This is a genomic window from Clostridioides sp. ZZV14-6153 (assembly GCF_020657855.1).
Classification (GTDB): Bacteria; Bacillota; Clostridia; order Peptostreptococcales; family Peptostreptococcaceae; genus Clostridioides.
The window spans coordinates 16,084-36,369 of record NZ_JAGWCZ010000011.1 but is presented as its reverse complement, the minus strand read 5'-3'; the positions used below and the strand labels follow the sequence as shown (position 1 = coordinate 36,369).

Genomic DNA, 20,286 nt, shown 5'->3' with positions numbered 1-20,286 from the left:
AGGTATAAATTGAATATATTAGATAAATCAACAGCAACACTAGAGCAAGTCTTTGCATATTTAGATACATTAAAAAATAACTCTAATCCACCACATTATTTATGCAGAGCTATAGTACCAATTATATATAAAGAAGCAGAGAAAAAAGGTGTGAATCCAGTTATTGCAATTGCTCAAGCATTTGTAGAAACTGGATATTTTAATTTTGGTAGAGTTCTAAATCCTTCCTATTGCAATGTATGTGGACTTAAAGGAAATAAAGGTGGAGGAGATTTAGACGCAACAGCCCATACAAGATTTAATTGTTGGGAGGATGGAGTATCAGCATTTATTGACCATCTAGCACTATATGCTGGAGCTAAAGAATATCCGAAATATAGTGAATTAGTTGGTAAAACTGAATATAAAGTCAATGGGACTACATTAGACCCTAGGCACTTTCCATATTTACATGGAGAAGCTAAAACAGTAGAAAGTTTATCAGGCAAATGGTGTCCAGATGTGAATTATGGTCAAAACATAATAAATATATGCAACAAGATAAGTTCAATGAAGGTAGAAAATAATGATATAAAACTAGAACAACTAAAAACTAAAGTAAAAGAATTAAATGAGATTCTTGGATAGGAGGAAGTCATATGGATATAATGCAATTTATACCTGAAAATTTAATAATGCTAATAGGTGGACTTTACATATTAGGAACTTTTATAAAAGAATCTAATATTAAAAATAAATACATACCTTTCATATTATTAGTTATAGCAATGATAAGCAGTTGTTTATTTATGAAAGAGCTATCAATAGAAGCTGTCTTTGAAGGTATTTTGTGCTGGGGAGCATCTATAGGAATAAACCAAATACAAGTACAAAATAGAAAGGAAAAGTAGATGTTATCAAAAGAAATGATTGAACTACTGAGTCAATATGGATATACAGCCATACTTTTAATGGTACTGATGTTATGGCTTGGAAAATATTTAGAAAAAAATAGACAGCTAGAGCAAGATGATAGAAAAAAAGAAAGAGCATATTTTTCAAGAGAGATTAGAGAGCAAAGAGTTTTATTTGGAAGTACGATAGACAAATTTGACGATAAATTAGATAAGTTTGCTGAAGCTCTTAATACTAATAATAGTAGGCTTGAAAGGGTCGAAACAGATATAACGAAAATTAAAGATAAATTAGAGACTAGGGATTAATTTCTCTAGTCTTTTTATAAGGAAGTGAAGTATTTGGCAAAACAACGTAGTAAGAGAATAAGTATAACTGGAGAACCAAATCCAGAGAATATTAAATTATGGAAGCAATATAAAAGAGCAAAACAAATAGCTGGGAAAAGTGAAAAAACAATATATAACTATGAATGTGATGTAATGCAATTTTTTAAGTTTTTAAATATAGAATGTTTTGATGCATTACTAACTGATATAAGTGAAGAAGAGATAGAAGCTTATATAGGTTATTGTATGGAGCAAGGGAATAATGAAAAAAGAATCAGACGTAGAATAAGTTCCATTTCATCATTACTATCTTTTTTAAAGAAAAAAAGAAAAATTACTGACAATTGGTGTGAAATGATAGAAAGACCAGGAACAGGTGAGGAAGTTCAGAAAAGAACATTTTTAACTGAGGATCAACTAGTTAAATTAAAAGAAAAACTTTCAGAACAGGATAGCCTACAATTAGAAGTCTACATAAATTTAGGATTGGCAACAATGGGTAGAAGCAATGAGATAAGTCAGTTCAGATGGGACAATACAGATTTAGATAACAGATGGATTCATGGTATTACAGCCAAAGGTGGTGTCTCAAGAGATTTTAGATTTTCAGAAGAAGTACAACAATTATTAATCAAATGGAAAGATTATTTATCTCAACATGACATAGATTACCCATATATATTCTTTACAAAATATGGAGGTAAATATAATCAAGTTAATTCAAATGTCTTAAGTTCATGGGTTAAAAAGGCTTTTAAGTTAATTGATATAGATGGTGGATATAATCATGACCTTAGACATAGTATGTCTAATATTTTAAAAGATAGAGGTGTACCAATAACTACAGTATCAAAGTTGCTTGGCCACAGTGGGGTTGATGTAACTATAAACCACTACACAATAGAAAATAAAAATAAATTAGCTGAAGAATATGATAAATTTATATAAGGAGATTAGATATTTGAGATATAGTAAAAAAGAATTAATAGATTATTTAGTTAGATATAATGAAAAAATAGGATATCCCACACAAAGAGGTATTAATAAACAAAAAGGATACCCAAGTTCTGTTACATATTTTAATAATTTTGGTAGTTTTAGAAAAGCCTTAGAATCAGCTAATTTATATGATAAAAATAAATCAAGATATTTTGACAGAGAACCATTTTCTTTAGAAAAAATAAATAGTGGTATAAAGAAATTAATCGAAGATAAGTTATCCCAAAACAAGATAATTAATGTAAATGATTTGAATAGTTGTAATTATCTACCAGCATCATCAACTGTATTTAAAAAAACTGGACTTACAATAGATGAAATGTATGAAAATTTAGGATATGATAAAAAAGAAGTAGCCAATTTGATATTAGAAAATGATATGAAAAAGAAATATTTAGAACTAAAAAATATTCTTAAAAAAAATCCTACTAACAGAGATTTAGATAAGTATAGTAAATTAGGCAAATCTTATTGTTCTTCTGCATACACAAATCATTTTGGGAATCTTTATAACTTACATAGACAATTAAATATAAATACAGATATGAGAATGAAAAGTAGGAGAAAGTCCAAGGATGATTTGAAAAATGATATTTTAGAATTATATAAATCACTAGGCAGAATTCCAACCGTTCATGATATATCTTTGTGTGAATGGTGTTCAAGTTTAACTAAATATCAAAGAGAATTTGGCACTTATGAGGAATTGTTAGTAGAAATAAATCTGTTACCTAGATATAGATTATATTATACAGATAAAAAAAAATTAAAAATGCGTTCATTTTGGGAATTACTATTTGCAAATATGTTGGAAGAACACGATATAGAATATAATACAGAAACATATTATAAGAATGTAATACCAAATTTCCAAACTAATCATAGGTTTGATTTTGAAATCAACATAAAAAATAAAAAATACTATGTAGAAATATTTGGACTAATGGTATATGAAAAATATAGAAATAAAACTGAATGGAAAATAGATATTTGTAAGAAAAATAATATAAATCTTATAGATATCTATCCTCAAGATTTTTCGTACAATTTGAATGAGTTGTACGATTTTTTTATGCAAAAAATTGCTTAAAAGAAGATAAAGGCAAGATTTCTAAATCTAAAGATACAGTAGGACTATAATTATAAATAAGGAAGTGATATTATGGCATGTAAAGGTCGTAAAAAAGGTAAGAAAAAAGGAAATAGATAATAATAAGCCCTCTAGGGATTACTCTTAATTGAGTTTTCTTTAGAGGGCTTTATTTTTTTGTTTATGTTTATTTAATTTTATTATATAAAATTATAATTATGTATAATGCTAAGCCACTTAAAATACTTTTCAAAAAAAATGATTTTATTTGAAATTTTTTAAATAAAATATCAGAAACAAAAAATACGGCACATGCTATAAAAAAATATAAAAATTCATTATTAATTACTGCCAATCTAATATGTATGATAGTGAATAATATTATAATAATTAAAAACGTATCTATAAAATTTTTGCGTTTTCATTTAATATATTAAACTTATTTTAATTAGGTATCTATTTCAAATCTATTCTGATAGTATAGAATATGTAAGAAATTATTCATTAATAATTCTTAACCATTAATAAACTAATCTTAATTATTTATGAATATTTCTTAATTATATATATGAATGCATAACTATATTAAAAGTATTAAAAAACAATCTAAAAATCGATTTAAATAAAAATTTATCGAAAAAACCTTAATGTTGTAATATTTATGATTAAATAAATAAAAAATTAATAATAAAATAAATAAAAACAAATTTTTATATTTTATTTTAAATATTAGATATTTTATTTATTAGATATTTTAAATTTTTATTTTATAAACTAATTAAAAATTTATATTGCCAATTGTTACTATACATGATAAAATTCTATTAAAATAGAATTGAAGTAGGGGTATAACAAGATAAAAAAATACAGAGTAGATTAATTGCATTAAGCTGTGTGACAACAATAAGATTAAGTTAGGTTGGATTATCATTCACAGATAGTAGTGTTAATAAGATATGTTTCTATGATAGTATTCCTTAAGTGCAAATTTTAACTACTAATTGCTTGTTTTATAGCCTAGACCTGATGTTCTAAGTATATTTTAGCATCTAATCACTTTTACATATAAGTTATTTTAGAGGGGATATCAAATATTTAATTAAATTAGGCACTTAATAATCATAACATATAAGATTCGATTATTGTATTATGTATTAATAATTTCAATGCTTTAAGCATGACCATAACCAAAGTAATAAATATTAATATATTTTATAGTTTTATCAAGTTGCCTAAAATAACACGTATATCCTCCCCCTATAATCAGAATGTTAAAAGGATTTCTGTTTAGCATTGTAAAATATTTTTAAAAAATAGTATATTGGAGGAATGTTTATGAGTTTAAAAAAGAGAGTTACTAAAATTATTTCACTCGCATTAATAGGGGTTATTGCTAGTCTCACATTATTAACAACAACTGTAAACGCACAAACTAATAATATTAATAAATATTATACAAGTGAAAAATCAACAGAGTCGTACACTGATAAAAATCTAGGAGTTATATATGATAGAGTTGTAGATGGTGATAAAACTACAATAACAATTAAATCATTAGATGGAAATGTTCTGAATACACTAGAAGATATAGATAATGAAGTATATCTAGATGGAAAAAAGATTTCTGTTACTAGTAGTGAGAATTACAAAAGTAATGATAATAGTTTAGAAAAATCTGAAATTGATACTTTCAAAGCTACAGTTAAATGGGGAAAATGGCAATCTAATACAATGTATATAAATACAGGTGGATTAGGTACGGCTACTATAGGTGGTTTGATTGCATTAAAAGCACCATGGGCTCCTGTTAAGGTTGCAGCTACGGTTGCTGCCGCAGTTGCAGGTAAGTATGATAAAATTAAAATATATTATAAAATAAGATATGGTTCAGATGGTAAATACAATTACTATGAGAGAGAAACAACATTTTATGGAGATGGTAAATACATTACAAAATTTACTGATAAAGGTAAAAGATATTAACCTCGAAGGGAATATACATAGATGAAATATTTAATGAATAATAATGAATTGTTTTTTCATTTTATAGCTTATATTTCAACAATTATAATTTTACCAATTATTTTTAAAAGTAAGCGATTATTGACAAAAACAAAATTTTGCTTTTCATTTATTTTAATAAGTTTAAATTTATTTACTATGATACATTTTAATGGGATGGATAAAGTTACATACACTTACTTTATTTTACTACTTATCACTGGTATATATATTTTATATGAAAGAAATAAGAATTTTAAAAATTAGTATTTTGGAGGATGTAGGTATATTTTTGTAAAAAAATTTACCTACATCTTTTTTAGTATGTTTAAATGGGTATGATATAAAGAAAATATGTGATTTTTTGAGGTTGAAGAAGATAGAATTTATGAGTGGTAAAATAATATGGAGAAAAAGTTGAATATATCAAAAAACAATTTACATTTAAATGCAGAGGAAGATGTAAATGAAATAAAACTAAAACATTAATTTTAAAAATAAAAAGGACTATAATTAGTTCTTTTTTTATATAGTCATCATTTTACTATTTAATACTATTCTTAAAATGCGAATTTAAGGAACAGTATATATATAATCTTTAGTCATCTTCCTCCCAGTTTTTTACCCACCCCTCTAATGAATCCAATTTTTCATCTGTTAATTCTTCTTGAGATAATGATGCTAAAAGGCTTTTTATAGAATTGCACCCTAAGAGCTTATGTATTTTTTGTGATATAAACTCAGAATACTCATCTTCTTTAATTGAAATTGTATAATATGTACATTGGCTTGTTTCTTGAACATATAAGAATCTTTTATTTGATAACTTAGATAAAGTCTTTAGTATTGTTTTTTCTGACCAACTATATTTTTCTTTCATATAATTAACAACATCATATGATTTTACTTTTGTATTTAAATTCCAAATAAATTTCATTATAATTAATTCTGACTTTGATAATCTTCTTAAATACATAATTATCGCCCCAATCATTTGTTTATTTAATTAAATATTACAGCAATAATTCTATACAATCAAATCCAATTATTACCATATAATTAGAACAATAAGTAAGTATTTATAAAATTTTGTTTTAATATCTTTAATTTGTGGTATAATAAAAGCAAGGAAATATATTTTACTTAACTTTGAGTGATGTTTCCTTCAACAAATTATTTTGAAGATTTATTTTTCTGGAACTTTATATTAAGTTCCCAGCCACTCTTAGTCGCGTTTGAGTGGCTTTTTAATTTATCGTAAATGTAACTGGCTATAACACTAGCTACAATACTCATCATTAGATTTTCCATAGTTTTCACCTCCTTTCATAAGAAAGTGAGGAAAATTTCTATGGAAACACCACTCATAGCTTTTCAAATATTTATTCCTTGCTATGTTTATTATATCATAAATATTGGAAATATAAAATTTTAATATCATCTAAAATCCGACGCTCTATATGCCATTCTAAGGCTTTATAAAAATTACTCTTTGTGTTTATACCTTTAATTTTTATTATTAATTTTATATTTATTGATAATAATTATTAATTAGCTTTAAATAGATTTTCAGATATTCTATCGGAAGCTTCTTTATCCATTTCTTTAAGCACATGGGAATATACATTAAGCGTAGTATTAATATTTGAATGTCCTACTCTTTCAGATATAACCTTAATTGGTACTTTAGAGTTTATAAGCAAAGTAACATGTGAATGTCTTAAATCATGAAATCTAATGTGTGGCAAATTATTATTCTCTAAGAACCTTCTGAATTTCTTACTCATTACATCTTCAGCAATTGGATTTCCTTTTCTATCAAAGAATAGTAAATTATGTTCATTTCTAATAACGCTTCTTAATAGCCTCTTATTCTGCTCTAATTTATAATCTCTCAATAAATTCATAAGCTCTATTGGTGCAAATATTTTTCTAATCGAACTTTCTGTCTTAGGCTCTTTAAGTGTAACAGAGCCATCTAATCTGCTTGTTATCTTACTTATAGTTATTGTATTCTCATCAAAATCAATATTATCCCAAGTTAATCCTAGAACTTCTGAAAGTCTCAAGCCTAGACCTGTAGCCAGACTGATAGGTAATTCCATGTTCGTATTCTTGGCCAATTCTAATAATTTTAGCATCTGTTCTTTATCATAAATTTCATTCTTAAATTTTTTAACTCTTGGACTTTCTATACCATCTATAATATTTTCTTTTATTAACTTAATTCTATATGCTCTCTTTATAGCAAGTCTCAATACATTTATATGTACTTTAATAGTTTGAGGATTTAAGTTACCAGCTAAATCATCTATATAATTTTGTATATGAATATTTCTCAACTCTTGAAGACGATATTTTCCAATAGAAGGATTAATATGATTCTTACAAATAGCAATATAGCTTTTATATGTAGATGCCGAAATATTATCTTTATATTTTTCAAGGAAGTCTAATAGGAATCCAGCTAGAGTGATTTCATTTGGAACAAGAAAACTATCTTTATATATACTGTCTTTGACTTCAGCCAATCTTTTATTAGCATCTCTCTTTTTATCAAAAGCTCCCATATTCTTTTGTTTTCTTTTTCCTGATTCATCATCTCTAAATTCTAAGTACACTACATAGTTTTTATTTCTTTTTCTTATAAAAGCGTTCATAGTTACCCTCCTATCAAAATTCATATATTTATTATAACATATAGAGGAAGCAAAAAATAGTCATTTTGGCTGACTTTCAACTGACTTTTTTAATTTTTTTATTTATATAATTATTGAAATTACTTAATTATAAAGAAATAAGACATAGAATACATAATTCTATGCCTTATACTAGCGTTTTATTATTTTTTTATATTTTCTATTTTAAGCAATCAAATTTCTAAATAGGATTAATTATAAGCATTAATTTTTACAAAGCCTTAAAATCGAATTTAAGAGGTCATTTTTTATTTTCTAGTGTATTTACATTTTGGATACTGACTACATCCCCAAAATTCACCATACTGACCTTTTCTTTTAATCAAATGTCCAATTTGACATCTAGGGCATTTATTCTCTTCAGTAATATTTCTTAAATTTCTAACATGCTCTCTAGTATTTTGATTAGTAGTTTTCATACAATCAAAAATTTTATCTCTGATAATTTTTATTTCCTCTTTATCAATAGTTATAGTCTTATATTCACTTATTGTACTTAATATTTCATTTTCATTTCTGACTATAACATTATTGCCATTTATAGTTACATTTTTTAAAGTAGCTTTGTCTGAAAAAACAATTATTGAATATATATTATATTTATCTCCTATTACATTTTCTATTGCTTTAATATGAGCATAGTTTTGCCTTACTGGATTATAGAATGTATTTTTAGTTTTTCCTACAATTTGAGTCCATACTTTATCTTTATCATTTCCATAAATATAGCCACTAAAATTTTTGCATTCTATAACAAATATTCCATATATAGAAATTACAATACTATCAATTTGTGTAGTTTTATTTGAGCCTGGTATAATGATATCTTTAATTATTATGTAATCTTTATTTAATTTACTAAGTATAAAATCTAATCTCAGTTCACCAAAGCCACCTTTTACTTGTACTTTAGTATCTTTTACAATAGTATTGACTTCTTTTGCAGTTCTACTAAGTTCTTCTGACATAAATACTTTTTCAAATATCTCCTTAAACATCCTCACCATCTACCTTTCAACATATACTTTAATTATAACAGCTATATATGTCTTAAGTGATTAAACCTTACTATAATAAATTTATTATTTAAAATAAAATCAACTACCTATTAAAGTAGTTGATTAATTGCTTTATTCAGTATATGTATATTTTGATATTTCACCTGTATAAATATTGACTAAATATGGTGTATATCCACCTGCATTATGCTCTATACCATTCATATCTACATATGTATTAAATGGGCGAACATATATATACATATCATCTTCCATATTTTGAGCTTCTATATGATTTGGTAAAAATCCATGTTCTTTCATAAATAAGTCTCTAACTAAATCCTCAGCATTTTTGAATGAAACCACTTTTTCCATACGTAAATCTTCATATAAAAGTTTATAATCTGATATGTCATTTTTATTTATACATAGACGCTCAGAATACTCCTGTCCAGCAGACACATAACTAAAAACATAATAATAATTACTTCCATTTTTATAATTATCATCAACTAAGTATACTCCATCATATGGTATATTGTTTATATCCCCTACTTCATAACAATTATACCAATCTTTAGCTAATTCTTTAGCTTCTTCAAGTCTAGTTTTTTTAATTACTCCAGTATTAGAATCTCCTATCCCATTAGTGACATTCAAACATTCTTCTAGTAACTCCTCTGTTATGTCTCCAACTGTTGTAATTTTAGTGGCATTTTTTAATATTGACTTATTACTATTATTATCAACTAAAACAACTGGACTCTTTAAAGAAGATGCTAAAAGTGCATTAGTTAAGTTTCTAGAACCAGCTATATAAAATTCTTTTATCCCATTATAAAATTGATTTATTATTTTTTTATTTGTATCAAATCTGTCAGAGCCTCCCAATCTTGTTGAGTTTGTATTTTTAACTAATGTATCATTCATTGTAGTTGTGCCTCCAATTGCATATGATTTTACTTCATTAGTTGAAAATGGCACACTTTTTCCATCTGTTAATATTATTGCTGCTTTATCTCTTGCTGCTACAGAAGCTATACTTATTGCATCTGGCTCTCCTTTATATGCATTTGTTAACATAACAGTATTAATTTTTTGTTTAGAATTTATTTCTTTTGCAACATTATAACTAGTTTTTATTCTATCGTTCCCATCAATTCTCTTTACATTGAATCCTTTTGACATTAATGTATTCTCTACAGATTTACTTATTGATTTTATCCCACCTATCAAATAGACTGTTTTCACTTTGCTTAATCTCTTCATTGTCTCATTTGGTATGCTACTATTTTCAGATAAAAGCATTGGTGCATTTAATGTTCCTGATAATCCACTAGCACTTAACCCATCTGCTATGGAATCACTTAAATTAACTAGTATCGCAGTATCATAACTTTGCTTATCTGCTATAAGTCCTGCTGTTTCGTATATTGTAGATACTTCAATCTCATCTACTGAATTAAGTGCATAAGATTGTTTTGGAAAACTAACTATTAACATTGTTATAACTAACCCTAGTGATAATAATTTTTTTGGTAATTTCATTGTGTATCCCCCTCATTTGTTTAAATTAACCTTTACCTAAATAGTAATACATAAATACAAAAAAGTCATCTAAATTAATAGATGACTCAATCATTTAAGCTACTTTTTCAATATATCTTTCATTAACAATATACGTTTTAAACTTATGAACAACCATAATATCTTGCATATTCCCTAATGTCATTACAACTCTAACACATTTATTTCTAATTTCTTCTGGTAACTCTATACTATTTGTTAAATTAACATAATCATCATATTTATACATATTAGCACCTCCAAAATTAGTATTGAGGATATTATATCTCTTTATTTGATTTTCATCAACAACAAATTTCTCTCCAGTTTCAATATTTTCTAAGCAATATAATTTTTCATAAGTATCATAATAATAATAATTAATTTTTTCTATTAATCTACATGTCTTTTTGTTCAATTCAGTACATATCTTTTCTAATATATCACAAGAGTTATATAAATTACCTACCTCTTCTCCAAATACACATTTATGACAAGTTTTGTCATAACATTTAAATATAATGTCATCCACTTCTTTTAGAACTTCAATTTGCTTATCAAAGTCAACACTTGAATAAGATAGTTTAAGAGATTTTTTTGTTTCTTCTAACAACTCACATAACGTTTTTTCTATTTGACCTATAATTATATTTTTATTTAATATACAATTATTACACCTTAGATTACAATTTCTAGTAGATTTTAATACATCTATTACATCTTTAACAGTATACATACGCCCCTCCTATCTTACCCCTGTACTTCCAAATCCATTATTTCCTCTCTCAGAGCTAGTTAATTCATTTACGACTTTCAATATAGCTCTTGGAACTTGTTGAAATACTCCTTGTGCAAGTTTAGTATGCTCAGGAATAACAATCTCAAAATCCTCTTCATTATATGTAATTATTTTGATTTCACCTCTATACCCAGAATCTATTGTACCCAGTCTTACAGTTGGATATACTTTACCATCCTTGCTTTCATGCCACATAATAATTTGTTCTGTTGCTTTATTTTCAACAAAAAACAGTTTTTTAACACCGTTTAAACTTATACCACTTCTAGGTCTAACTTGCATTTCATATCCATATGGTATTTCTAACGCTATACCTGTAGGAATTGCTACTGCTGACCTAGCTGGAATCACTGTATCTTCCAATGTATATAAATCTATTCCGCTATCACCTTCTTTTGCATAAGATGGTACTATTGCATTTGGACTTAATTTTTTTATTTTAACATTTATACTCATTAATTTAATCTCCCTTTTTATAAAATCTCATTTAGGACATAAGCATATCTTAGTGTAATACAGCACTCTTCCACGCCTTTATCTCCAAATGTGTTGATTTCGCTATAATATATCTCAATATTAGCACTTTTATATAATCTTTTTTAAGGCCTCATTTTTAAAACCCTATATTTATAGGCTAAAAAGAGCAAAATTTTTGATTTTAGCACTTTTTATTTTTCAAAAGTGCTTAACCAATTTTTCATCAAATTCCTCATTCTTGATGAAGGTATATAAATATCTATACTTTTATTTTCTCTTATTCTACTTCTCCATATCCATTGAATCATTTCAGCCAAAGCCCATGAATCTTCATCGATACTTATTTTCCTATCTATAAAAAACCCTTTTTCAATAGGATTCATATATAAATTTATACAATAGGCTAACACAGATTTATTTCTATATTCATTTGTAGCTCTTGCATTAAAAGCTATAAACCCTTTTGTATATCTTTTACCTTTACATTTATGTAAATAATCTTTATATACTGTCCAAGCATTTTCAGATGCTTTAGATTTACATACATTTGTAAAATAATTATAAATATTTTTCTTTAATACGTCTAAAGCATCTGTTTTATTTATTACTTGTTTTTCAAACCATGTGCTTGATAAAGGATGATAATTTTTGCCTTCTTGGCCAATCATATTTAGCTTTTCATTATTACAAATATTAATTAATTTTTTATATGGATCTTTATTAGCATCTTTATATTCTATTAATTCATATCTATTATCTATATTTTTTACTGATTTATAATTGTAACTTATGTTATTCATATCATAATAGTATCGCTGCATCTGACCTTTGAATAAATATGTCATTATGTATATTTCTTGAAATTCCTTAAATATAGTTACTGGAAAATGCCACATAGCAAGACTATTTCTAACAAAGTAAACATCTCCATTTACTATTGCATTTTTTAATTCTATAAACTCTCCATTGTAATTCTTATCACTAGAGTTCCAATACATTTTCTTTGTACTATCATCAACCGTTATAACTCCATCATTAAAGAGCATCCTAAAATCAGTTTTATCAATTGAAATACGTTCAATTATATTCATTACTTCATCCAAAATCAGAGTATAGTTCTTATCTTTAAGTAGCTTAAGAGTCTCTTCATTAATATTTCTGAATAAAGCATGAGTAGAAACTATATTACATCCTCTTGAGAGAAGATTATTAAAATGAGTTAATTTACTTCCTTTTCCTTTTTTTGATTCTGGTTGATAAAACTTCCTCATATAACAACCTTTTATAACCCTTTTTACTTCATCTAAATAAGGTGTTATGTAAATATATCTTTTATCTAAACTTTCATTCATTGTTTGTATTGCCCAACTTGTTTTACCTGTACCACACATACTATCAACTATAGTTACACTCATTTACTTAGCATCACCAACTTTATTTAAATAAGCTATCCCAAGTGCTATAGCATCATATATGTCACTTGTTTTAGCCTTACAAGTCCTATCAATGTACTCTCCAATATCAATAATATTTTCTCTTACATAAACAGCTACTTCTTCTTTTTTAGCCTTACCACTATTCATAAGATATTTTCTAATAGAAACTGGATACATATATTCAATCTCTATGTTATTTAATTTAACAGTTCTCATTATTGCTCCTAAGAGTTTTCTTAAACTAAGAATTGTTTTAGAGTTGCGTGAAGTGAATTGGTCTTCAACTAAGACTATTTTAATGTTATGACTTGTAATTATCTCTTGAATTGTATTACAGATATGGCACATTCGCTCATCTTCAGACTTGAATTTATCTTTTTTAGTTACTATTTTTCCATATTCTAATACTTCTTTATTACTATTTATAACTGCCCATCCAGTACTGGACATAGATACATCTAAGGCTAAGACCATTGAATCCCCTCTTTCATATGTATTTTAACTTGCTCTACTGCATTAGTGATACTTAAATTATTTGCTATTACAATGTAGTTTTCACTATTTAAAAACTCTTTAAATTTAATCTTATCATCAGCTAATCTTCTTTCAATTTCTTTAGGATTATCACCTCTATCTATTAATCTTTTCCTTATAGTATCTTCATCTGCATTTATAAAAAATGGTACTAATCTAATTTTTGTTCCTATAAAATATTTTTCTAATGCCTTATACCCACTTGCATCCACTATAGACAAAGCATATCTTTTATTCTCTAATTCAGATTTATGTATGCCATACAACCAAGTGCTTCCATCATGGACTATATATTTTCTCATTTCTATAAAGTTATTTTTTTCTTTCTTAAAGAATTTATTATCTACAAAATGGTATGTTTTATTAATGATTTCTAGGTAATTACGGGGAGGTCTTGTTGTATGAGATGTTAGAATTGGTATATTAAATTGCTTTGAGATTTCACTCACTATACTATCTTTACCTGAACCTGAATATCCTAAAAATACAAATATGTTTTTTAATTTATCCATCTATATTCACCTTAAGTTCAAATATATTAGGATTATCAATAATCACTTGATGAAGTCCTTTGCTTAATACATCTACTAAATATTCCTCATCTTCACTCTCTATACATCTATCTCTAAATATACAATGGAATAACTCATGTAAAAATGTAGCTTCTTTTACTCTTTCTGATTGCAAATTATTAGATAACTTTATTGTTTCAGTTCCATAGTCTGCTAATCCATAGCACAACTGATTATTTACTAAAATAGGTTCTTCTGTTTCCTCTATTTTATAAAACAATCCTCCAACTTTTACTTCTTTTGGTATATTCATTAAAACACTCTCCAATCTTATTAAAATTCACATTTTATTGTGATTTAGTATTTCTGAACCCCTTATTTTCCTTAGGTTTACAACTCTTCTCATAATGAGAGCATAGAGTTTTACAAAAGAACTGATTACTTTTGTCATCATTCTTGCACCAATCACTCTTATCGTTGAAATCTAGCTGTTTTATTTGATTAACTGTATCAACAACAAAGTTAATTAACTGTTGTTCCAGCTCTTTAGTATATCTAATTTTAACTATAGCTCTTTCATAATTATTTATATTTTCAATCTTATTTCTTTCAATTAAAGTTCCTTTTTTATTTTTCATATACTTACACATATCGAATGCTACATATTCAATTATTTTATCTGGATATTTTTTTTTAAGATATATTGCGTATAAGATAAGCTGCATAGCTTTTTTAGATAAGTCTTTCTTAGAAAACTTGCTACTTGATTTGTAATCTATGACATAGATTTTATTATTTATTATGTAATATAAATCTATATAACCCCTTATTGTAACACCTTGAATATCAAACTCAAAATATTCTTCTATGTAGTATTTATCACACTCAATTGGAGTGAAGTTCTCTAGGTAATGCATAATACATTCTAAATAATTAATTCTTGAATTTGGTGTAGGAAAGTCGTAATCCATTAGATTTGCATATTCTATAACTTCATTATACTTTTGAATAGCTTCTTGATTTGTTATTTTTCTTTGTTGTAATTGTTCTAGTAAACTATGTAATTCATTACCATAATAACCATAGCAATTTTGTTCTCGATCTAAATTTTTTACATATGTAAGATAGTACTGAAATGGGCATATGTGAAATGCATTTAATTTACTAAAGCTATATAATTCTTTTTCCATTAACTCTCCCCTTTCAAAAAAAATAGAGAGCTATTAATTAATAGCTCTCAACCCTCAGTTCCTTAAAAATATATACTAGATAATATTCTCTAAGATGCTATTAATTCCTCTAAATAGTTTATTAAATTCTATTTCAGTATAATAAGATGTTATTCCTGATGTGTCTTTTACAGCAAAGATTTTGCTATCTTCAGATATGCTTATTTCATTTAGCATGTACTTATTATCTAAAGTTAGTGGCATGTCATTTAATTCTATTTTACTTATATAATCTTTTAATTCCAATTTATTCACCTCGCTTTGTATCTTCTTCACAATAATCCCTTAAGCTGTTTATAAAGTTTTCTGTAACATCGAACCCAGCTAACATCATTGAGAAAAATAATCCTATAGAAGTTATGATATCCAGTATGTATTCTTCTATACAAGATGGACTAGAATAAAATCCAACTTCTGTACTCCTTCCAAAATGTAAACTATATATTAAATTAAAAATTAGAAAAAACATGAATAAATATAATGCTCTATATTTACTATTAATTATCCTTTTCATTTTCATCACCCACCTTTTTTATCTCTATTAAATCCCATACATAGATTGTTTTTTCTGATGTACTATATTTTTCACTTGTATCTAATTGGATAAATTGTTCATCTACACTTTTCAATCTCCCCTTACAAAATTGTTCTTTTATATCTTCCATAGTTTTATATTTTACATTTATAATGTCTCCTGTATGTAATATATCTCCATTTTGTAATAACACTTCTTCTCTAACTTCTTGTATCATATATCCACCTCCTATTATGCTAACGCAAGTAATTTACCTCTTAATTTATTTTCTAACCATTTCATTCCTTTACCAGTTATCCTAGGAGTTATAACTAATTTGTTTCCAGTTTCATTTAATTCTACCAATAAATAATCTCTATCTATATATGTTTGATAAGGCTCATTATTTGATTGAAGTATTTTTAAATTTCTTAGATTTTCCATTAATTTATTTCTACCATATGGAAGTTTCAACAATTTAGAAGCTTGTGATATGCTATAGACTTTTCTTCCATCTGTCCTAATCCTATTTGCAAATTGAACATCTGGTTTTTGTTCTTCTATTGTTTCTATAAGAGGTGCAGTTACAACTTCTTCAAAAGTTTTTATTGCTATTGCTTGCTCTATATCCGACTTAGAATTAACTATATCTAATATTCCTTTATCTCTTGCTGATAGCTCTAACTTTTGTCCTTTTATAATTCTTTCCATTTCTTCAAATCGTTCCATGTATTTAGCAGTAAACAATACCCCTTTTTCTCCAGTTGTTTTATGTGCAAGGAATTCACAACCTTTTTTAGATACTAAATATTCTTTATAAAATTTTCCCCTATTCTCATATTCACCCTCCAACCAATATATTTCATTCGGAATTTTTTCCGAATCAAAAACTATATTTATTTTTTCTATCTTTCTTATTAAATCTCTATGCCCATCTTTAGATGTCATTCCCATCATCTTAGCAACTTCTAAGCTACTTATTCTAACTATTTCATCTACTACCTGTCTTGCAACCTCACTCATTTAACCACTCCTTCAAATTGTATTATATTTATTCTATTTTTTAATAATTGTTCAAACACTTTCTTCCCTTTGTCACTAGGACTATCTTTGTACTCTAACAAATTATCTTTATCCCAAATTACACTTATGTTTACTATTTCTCTAATATCTTGAACTAGCTTACATATTTTATTTTTCCATGCAACATATTCTTCATCAGCTTTAACTTTAAATTGTCTATCAAAAGCTATAATTAACTCTTCAATACCTAAATCTATCAATATTTTCTTTTGCTCTCTACTAAAATTACTCCCACATATAGCCACAGATGGATTATTTTTATACATAGTTGCCATCTGTAACACTGATTTTTCACCTTCAAATACAATAACTTTTTTGAAATTTTTGATAGATTCTTTATTTACATTTAACCCATATAGATTAAGACTTAATCTATGATTATAACACCTATTGTCATACCATAATGGAATATATTTGCCAAAACTTTTAGCTTTATCTTCATCTAAGTTTCTCACTCTAATACCAACAGGTCTATCTTTGTCATGCCAACAGAAATGTGGAATCACTACTTGATTTTCATATGGATTATAATGTACTTGATATGTTTTAAGAGCTTTAAAAGAGATGTTTTCCTTTTCCCACTCTTTAATTGGAACTTGCTGAAAAGTTTTATATACATATGGCTTTTTAGGGATAGGAAGTAATTCTATTTGTATATCTTTAATATCATCTTGTTTTAATTTTTTCTTTATTCTAAATCCTTTTCTTAGCATTGGTTGATTTGAAATACCAAAGAAATCTTTTATTTCATTAACAGCATCTTTAAATTCATATTTATTTATATGTATTAATAAATCTATTAAACTCCCTATGTGACCACAAGAACTATAGCAATGAAATGTTTTGCTTTCTGTATAATAAAATAATTTATATGAATCTCCATTATGACATAAACAAGTATTAAATATTAACTGTCTATCATTGCTTTTAGGAGACAAGTCCGAACCTAAATAGTCCATAAAATTTATCACCTGTTGATTAGTCAAATCCTTTATTTCCATAGTCATCACCTAGTATGACAATTGTCCTCTATAGACTTTTTCACACCTTCCTATTTCTTCAAATCTACCAGTCTTACCATAAAATCTTAGTAGAATCACATCTCCATCTTGACCTCTTCTTGACTTATTTAAAAATAATAATCTGTATTCTTTTTGTAAATCTTTTATATCAAACTGGATATACTCTCTTTCAGTAGTCTTTTTTAGCTTATTATATTTTAGCCTATATGGTTTTAAAAAGAATTTTTTATTGGTTGAATCTAACTCTAAATCATTTACTACTTTCCTCATTAACATTAATAAGCCACACACATTCTTAACAGCTTTAGCTTCTGACAAGTCTGAAGCCGATAAATATGAACTTTTATTTTCTTGAGCTGTAACTAATTGCATAGATAGTAGTGTTATTACATTATATTTATTCCCAAAATTATCTAGTAGCTTAGAGTTCTCAATTAGTCTTCCTGTATAATTTGCATCTGATGAATTCTCTGATTTGAATGTATCAACTGCTATAGCAGTAAATCCTTCATGTGCCACAAGCTCTTTGCTCTTTCTTAATATCTCAGATATTTCAAACTCTTCCATATATATAAATTTTAAACTTTCTTCAAAACCTCTATTTTTCAAGAACATTTCTATCTTTTCCATAAGCTCTTCTTCAAATTCTGTGAAATCGCCATTATCAATTTTATTTCTATCTAAGTCATGATAATTGAATATGTTGTATGCTATAAATGAAACTAACATACTCTTAAAATATTGAGACTTTTGTTCATTAGCGAATATAACTACTTTTTCATCTTGGTATATCATAGCTAATATATAATTAAAAAATAATAATGTAGTTTTACCTATTCCTGAGAATCCAGATATTATATTTATTCCTCCACCCTTACCAAGTCCATTAGTTCTATTTGATAATACTGGTAGACCATATATATATTTAGATTCTTCACTATCACTTAATCCTGTTTCTTTTTCATTATATTCAAAAATGATATTATAAGGTGTTCCTGCTTCAGTTTTTTGTTTTAATTTTTCTCTATCTTCTTTGGTAAGTAAAAGATTTTCTACCTTCATATTATTCTTTATAGAATTTACACTACATGAAGATATTAACCCTTCATAAAACTCTTCAACTTCTCTACAACTTATAGATTGGAATAACTCAAATGGAATAAATTTCTCTCCTTTATGTTCCATTTCTTTTATTATATTAAAACCTCTTTCATCTAAAGCAATTAATAGATTATTCTTAGCTAAATCATCAATATATGCTGATATATTGGATTCTTTTCCATATTCCATAGCAGATGATAAACTATTCCAACCACCATATTTTTCATATTCAGATTTGAGTTTATTTGAAGATACAAATTTAGCTACACTCGCTTCATCAAGTTCACTATGAGTTTTAGACATTGTTCTTCCTAAGGAGAAAAAGAATTTTACTTTATCTATTATAAAATCACTTTCACTAATTTTATATTCACTAAAAAGAGTTAATGATTTTAGCATTGTCCCTAAAACTAAAGTCTCTATAATACCTCTGTCACTTGTTATTTTCTCATAAGCACTCATTAATCCACCTCTTTAATTTTTTCAAATAGACTTTTTCTTTTATTAGTAAGTACCTTTTTCGGAACAATTACTTCATAATATTTTTCACTTTCTTTGTACATCTTTTCATTTTCTTTTTCATCTTTTACTTTTCTATTTCTATTTGTTATATCTCTAATACTCCCTTTTAACATAGTAAATACATAGCATAATTTAGGATACTCTTCTTCTATATCTTTTCTGTAGTTAAGTAATTCTATAATTTCATCTTTTTTCTCAAGTACACAGTCATATAATTCTTCTCTTGTATAACCACTTTTTATTATCTCTTGTAACATCTTATTTTTTTGATTACTTATAACTTTATATCCCATAATATAATCTATACCAAGTTGACATTGTTTCCAGAAATATATGTCCTGCTGCTCTTTTCTATATTCATGTTCATTACAATAATATATATTTCGTTTTTTTCCTCCAGATGTAATATGTTCTACTTTATAAGCATCTTTTGTATTTAATTTTTTCTTACAAACCTTACACTTACAATTCAAATTTTCCC

At 26.2% G+C, this 20,286-nt stretch carries 25 protein-coding genes; 6 read left to right on the top strand and 19 right to left on the bottom strand.

Features of this window, described 5'->3' with window-relative positions; translation table 11 throughout:
• Window positions 1–9 precede the first annotated feature (9 nt).
• The 6 genes from KGF46_RS13485 to KGF46_RS13460 all read left to right on the top strand — a co-directional run bounded on the left by KGF46_RS13485 (window position 10) and on the right by KGF46_RS13460 (window position 5,295).
• Window positions 10–627 carry a glucosaminidase domain-containing protein gene (locus KGF46_RS13485; RefSeq protein ID WP_227854759.1) on the top strand — a complete coding sequence of 206 codons (618 nt, stop codon included), beginning with the start codon at window positions 10–12 and terminating at the stop codon, window positions 625–627.
• Between the two features lie 11 nt (window positions 628–638).
• Window positions 639–890 (top strand): phage holin family protein, encoded by a 252-nt coding sequence (locus tag KGF46_RS13480; RefSeq protein WP_009895116.1) that lies wholly within the window; start codon window positions 639–641, stop codon window positions 888–890.
• Window positions 891–1,202, top strand: coding sequence for a hypothetical protein (locus KGF46_RS13475; RefSeq protein WP_227838739.1), 312 nt, complete (start codon window positions 891–893; stop codon window positions 1,200–1,202).
• 33 nt (window positions 1,203–1,235) lie between these two features.
• Window positions 1,236–2,171, top strand: coding sequence for a tyrosine-type recombinase/integrase (locus tag KGF46_RS13470; RefSeq protein WP_227838738.1), 936 nt, complete (start codon window positions 1,236–1,238; stop codon window positions 2,169–2,171).
• A 13-nt stretch (window positions 2,172–2,184) separates the two neighbouring features.
• On the top strand, window positions 2,185–3,312 hold the full coding sequence (locus KGF46_RS13465; protein ID WP_227838737.1) for a homing endonuclease associated repeat-containing protein: 1,128 nt from the start codon (window positions 2,185–2,187) through the stop codon (window positions 3,310–3,312).
• 1,335 nt (window positions 3,313–4,647) lie between these two features.
• Window positions 4,648–5,295, top strand: coding sequence for a hypothetical protein (locus tag KGF46_RS13460; protein ID WP_227850803.1), 648 nt, complete (start codon window positions 4,648–4,650; stop codon window positions 5,293–5,295).
• A gap of 616 nt (window positions 5,296–5,911) precedes the next feature.
• Here KGF46_RS13460 and KGF46_RS13455 read toward each other — a convergent pair.
• The 19 genes from KGF46_RS13455 to KGF46_RS13365 all read right to left on the bottom strand — a co-directional run bounded on the left by KGF46_RS13455 (window position 5,912) and on the right by KGF46_RS13365 (window position 20,278).
• A complete protein-coding gene (locus KGF46_RS13455; RefSeq protein ID WP_227850804.1) occupies window positions 5,912–6,289 on the bottom strand; it encodes a BlaI/MecI/CopY family transcriptional regulator in 378 nt (125 codons plus the stop codon).
• A gap of 197 nt (window positions 6,290–6,486) precedes the next feature.
• On the bottom strand, window positions 6,487–6,624 hold the full coding sequence (locus tag KGF46_RS13450) for a hypothetical protein (protein ID WP_227850805.1): 138 nt from the start codon (window positions 6,622–6,624) through the stop codon (window positions 6,487–6,489).
• A gap of 236 nt (window positions 6,625–6,860) precedes the next feature.
• Window positions 6,861–7,973: a tyrosine-type recombinase/integrase gene (locus KGF46_RS13445; RefSeq protein ID WP_227850806.1), complete on the bottom strand. Its 1,113-nt coding sequence runs from the start codon at window positions 7,971–7,973 to the stop codon at window positions 6,861–6,863.
• Window positions 7,974–8,260: 287 nt separating this feature from the next.
• Window positions 8,261–9,010 (bottom strand): NERD domain-containing protein, encoded by a 750-nt coding sequence (locus KGF46_RS13440; protein WP_227854762.1) that lies wholly within the window; start codon window positions 9,008–9,010, stop codon window positions 8,261–8,263.
• A 132-nt stretch (window positions 9,011–9,142) separates the two neighbouring features.
• Entirely contained in the window at window positions 9,143–10,558 is a 1,416-nt protein-coding gene (locus tag KGF46_RS20235; RefSeq protein WP_285892265.1) for a cell wall-binding repeat-containing protein, read from the bottom strand.
• Window positions 10,559–10,652: 94 nt separating this feature from the next.
• A complete protein-coding gene (locus KGF46_RS13430) occupies window positions 10,653–11,312 on the bottom strand; it encodes a hypothetical protein (protein WP_227828951.1) in 660 nt (219 codons plus the stop codon).
• 9 nt (window positions 11,313–11,321) lie between these two features.
• Window positions 11,322–11,831, bottom strand: coding sequence for a deoxyuridine 5'-triphosphate nucleotidohydrolase (locus tag KGF46_RS13425; RefSeq protein ID WP_227828950.1), 510 nt, complete (start codon window positions 11,829–11,831; stop codon window positions 11,322–11,324).
• Between the two features lie 212 nt (window positions 11,832–12,043).
• A complete protein-coding gene (locus KGF46_RS13420; protein WP_227828949.1) occupies window positions 12,044–13,267 on the bottom strand; it encodes a hypothetical protein in 1,224 nt (407 codons plus the stop codon).
• Entirely contained in the window at window positions 13,268–13,762 is a 495-nt protein-coding gene (locus tag KGF46_RS13415; RefSeq protein WP_227828948.1) for a crossover junction endodeoxyribonuclease RuvC, read from the bottom strand.
• Window positions 13,753–14,334, bottom strand: coding sequence for a guanylate kinase (locus tag KGF46_RS13410; RefSeq protein ID WP_227828947.1), 582 nt, complete (start codon window positions 14,332–14,334; stop codon window positions 13,753–13,755). The genes KGF46_RS13415 and KGF46_RS13410 overlap by 10 nt, the downstream gene beginning before the upstream one ends.
• Window positions 14,327–14,647, bottom strand: a complete 321-nt coding sequence (locus KGF46_RS13405; protein ID WP_227828946.1) for a hypothetical protein — start codon at window positions 14,645–14,647, stop codon at window positions 14,327–14,329. Before KGF46_RS13405 ends, KGF46_RS13410 begins: the two co-directional genes overlap by 8 nt.
• 34 nt (window positions 14,648–14,681) lie before the next feature.
• Window positions 14,682–15,524 (bottom strand): PD-(D/E)XK nuclease family protein, encoded by an 843-nt coding sequence (locus KGF46_RS13400; protein WP_227828945.1) that lies wholly within the window; start codon window positions 15,522–15,524, stop codon window positions 14,682–14,684.
• A 75-nt stretch (window positions 15,525–15,599) separates the two neighbouring features.
• A complete protein-coding gene (locus KGF46_RS13395) occupies window positions 15,600–15,818 on the bottom strand; it encodes a hypothetical protein (RefSeq protein ID WP_227838791.1) in 219 nt (72 codons plus the stop codon).
• Window positions 15,811–16,077 carry a hypothetical protein gene (locus KGF46_RS13390; protein ID WP_227838728.1) on the bottom strand — a complete coding sequence of 89 codons (267 nt, stop codon included), beginning with the start codon at window positions 16,075–16,077 and terminating at the stop codon, window positions 15,811–15,813. The genes KGF46_RS13395 and KGF46_RS13390 overlap by 8 nt, the downstream gene beginning before the upstream one ends.
• Window positions 16,061–16,315 carry a hypothetical protein gene (locus KGF46_RS13385; RefSeq protein ID WP_227838727.1) on the bottom strand — a complete coding sequence of 85 codons (255 nt, stop codon included), beginning with the start codon at window positions 16,313–16,315 and terminating at the stop codon, window positions 16,061–16,063. Before KGF46_RS13385 ends, KGF46_RS13390 begins: the two co-directional genes overlap by 17 nt.
• 14 nt (window positions 16,316–16,329) lie before the next feature.
• Complete coding sequence (locus KGF46_RS13380; RefSeq protein WP_227838726.1) at window positions 16,330–17,100, bottom strand: phage regulatory protein/antirepressor Ant; 771 nt, start codon at window positions 17,098–17,100, stop codon at window positions 16,330–16,332.
• Window positions 17,097–18,161, bottom strand: a complete 1,065-nt coding sequence (locus KGF46_RS13375; RefSeq protein WP_227862046.1) for a CHC2 zinc finger domain-containing protein — start codon at window positions 18,159–18,161, stop codon at window positions 17,097–17,099. Before KGF46_RS13375 ends, KGF46_RS13380 begins: the two co-directional genes overlap by 4 nt.
• Before the next feature lie 9 nt (window positions 18,162–18,170).
• Window positions 18,171–19,745, bottom strand: coding sequence for a DnaB-like helicase C-terminal domain-containing protein (locus tag KGF46_RS13370; protein ID WP_227862045.1), 1,575 nt, complete (start codon window positions 19,743–19,745; stop codon window positions 18,171–18,173).
• Window positions 19,745–20,278, bottom strand: a complete 534-nt coding sequence (locus tag KGF46_RS13365) for a hypothetical protein (RefSeq protein ID WP_227828940.1) — start codon at window positions 20,276–20,278, stop codon at window positions 19,745–19,747. Before KGF46_RS13365 ends, KGF46_RS13370 begins: the two co-directional genes overlap by 1 nt.
• Window positions 20,279–20,286 lie beyond the last annotated feature (8 nt).

Coding starts and splice junctions, on each gene's coding strand:
- KGF46_RS13375 (WP_227862046.1), bottom strand. CDS start 18,161: ATGGAAATAAAGGATTTGACTAATCAACAGGTGATAAATTTTATGGAC.
- KGF46_RS13430 (WP_227828951.1), bottom strand. CDS start 11,312: ATGTATACTGTTAAAGATGTAATAGATGTATTAAAATCTACTAGAAAT.
- KGF46_RS13405 (WP_227828946.1), bottom strand. CDS start 14,647: ATGAATATACCAAAAGAAGTAAAAGTTGGAGGATTGTTTTATAAAATA.
- KGF46_RS20235 (WP_285892265.1), bottom strand. CDS start 10,558: ATGAAATTACCAAAAAAATTATTATCACTAGGGTTAGTTATAACAATG.
- KGF46_RS13420 (WP_227828949.1), bottom strand. CDS start 13,267: ATGAGTGTAACTATAGTTGATAGTATGTGTGGTACAGGTAAAACAAGT.
- KGF46_RS13385 (WP_227838727.1), bottom strand. CDS start 16,315: ATGATACAAGAAGTTAGAGAAGAAGTGTTATTACAAAATGGAGATATA.
- KGF46_RS13460 (WP_227850803.1), top strand. CDS start 4,648: ATGAGTTTAAAAAAGAGAGTTACTAAAATTATTTCACTCGCATTAATA.
- KGF46_RS13370 (WP_227862045.1), bottom strand. CDS start 19,745: ATGAGTGCTTATGAGAAAATAACAAGTGACAGAGGTATTATAGAGACT.
- KGF46_RS13380 (WP_227838726.1), bottom strand. CDS start 17,100: ATGAGTGAGGTTGCAAGACAGGTAGTAGATGAAATAGTTAGAATAAGT.
- KGF46_RS13475 (WP_227838739.1), top strand. CDS start 891: ATGTTATCAAAAGAAATGATTGAACTACTGAGTCAATATGGATATACA.
- KGF46_RS13440 (WP_227854762.1), bottom strand. CDS start 9,010: ATGTTTAAGGAGATATTTGAAAAAGTATTTATGTCAGAAGAACTTAGT.
- KGF46_RS13400 (WP_227828945.1), bottom strand. CDS start 15,524: ATGGAAAAAGAATTATATAGCTTTAGTAAATTAAATGCATTTCACATA.
- KGF46_RS13455 (WP_227850804.1), bottom strand. CDS start 6,289: ATGTATTTAAGAAGATTATCAAAGTCAGAATTAATTATAATGAAATTT.
- KGF46_RS13415 (WP_227828948.1), bottom strand. CDS start 13,762: ATGGTCTTAGCCTTAGATGTATCTATGTCCAGTACTGGATGGGCAGTT.
- KGF46_RS13445 (WP_227850806.1), bottom strand. CDS start 7,973: ATGAACGCTTTTATAAGAAAAAGAAATAAAAACTATGTAGTGTACTTA.
- KGF46_RS13410 (WP_227828947.1), bottom strand. CDS start 14,334: ATGGATAAATTAAAAAACATATTTGTATTTTTAGGATATTCAGGTTCA.
- KGF46_RS13450 (WP_227850805.1), bottom strand. CDS start 6,624: ATGGAAAATCTAATGATGAGTATTGTAGCTAGTGTTATAGCCAGTTAC.
- KGF46_RS13390 (WP_227838728.1), bottom strand. CDS start 16,077: ATGAAAAGGATAATTAATAGTAAATATAGAGCATTATATTTATTCATG.
- KGF46_RS13480 (WP_009895116.1), top strand. CDS start 639: ATGGATATAATGCAATTTATACCTGAAAATTTAATAATGCTAATAGGT.
- KGF46_RS13425 (WP_227828950.1), bottom strand. CDS start 11,831: ATGAGTATAAATGTTAAAATAAAAAAATTAAGTCCAAATGCAATAGTA.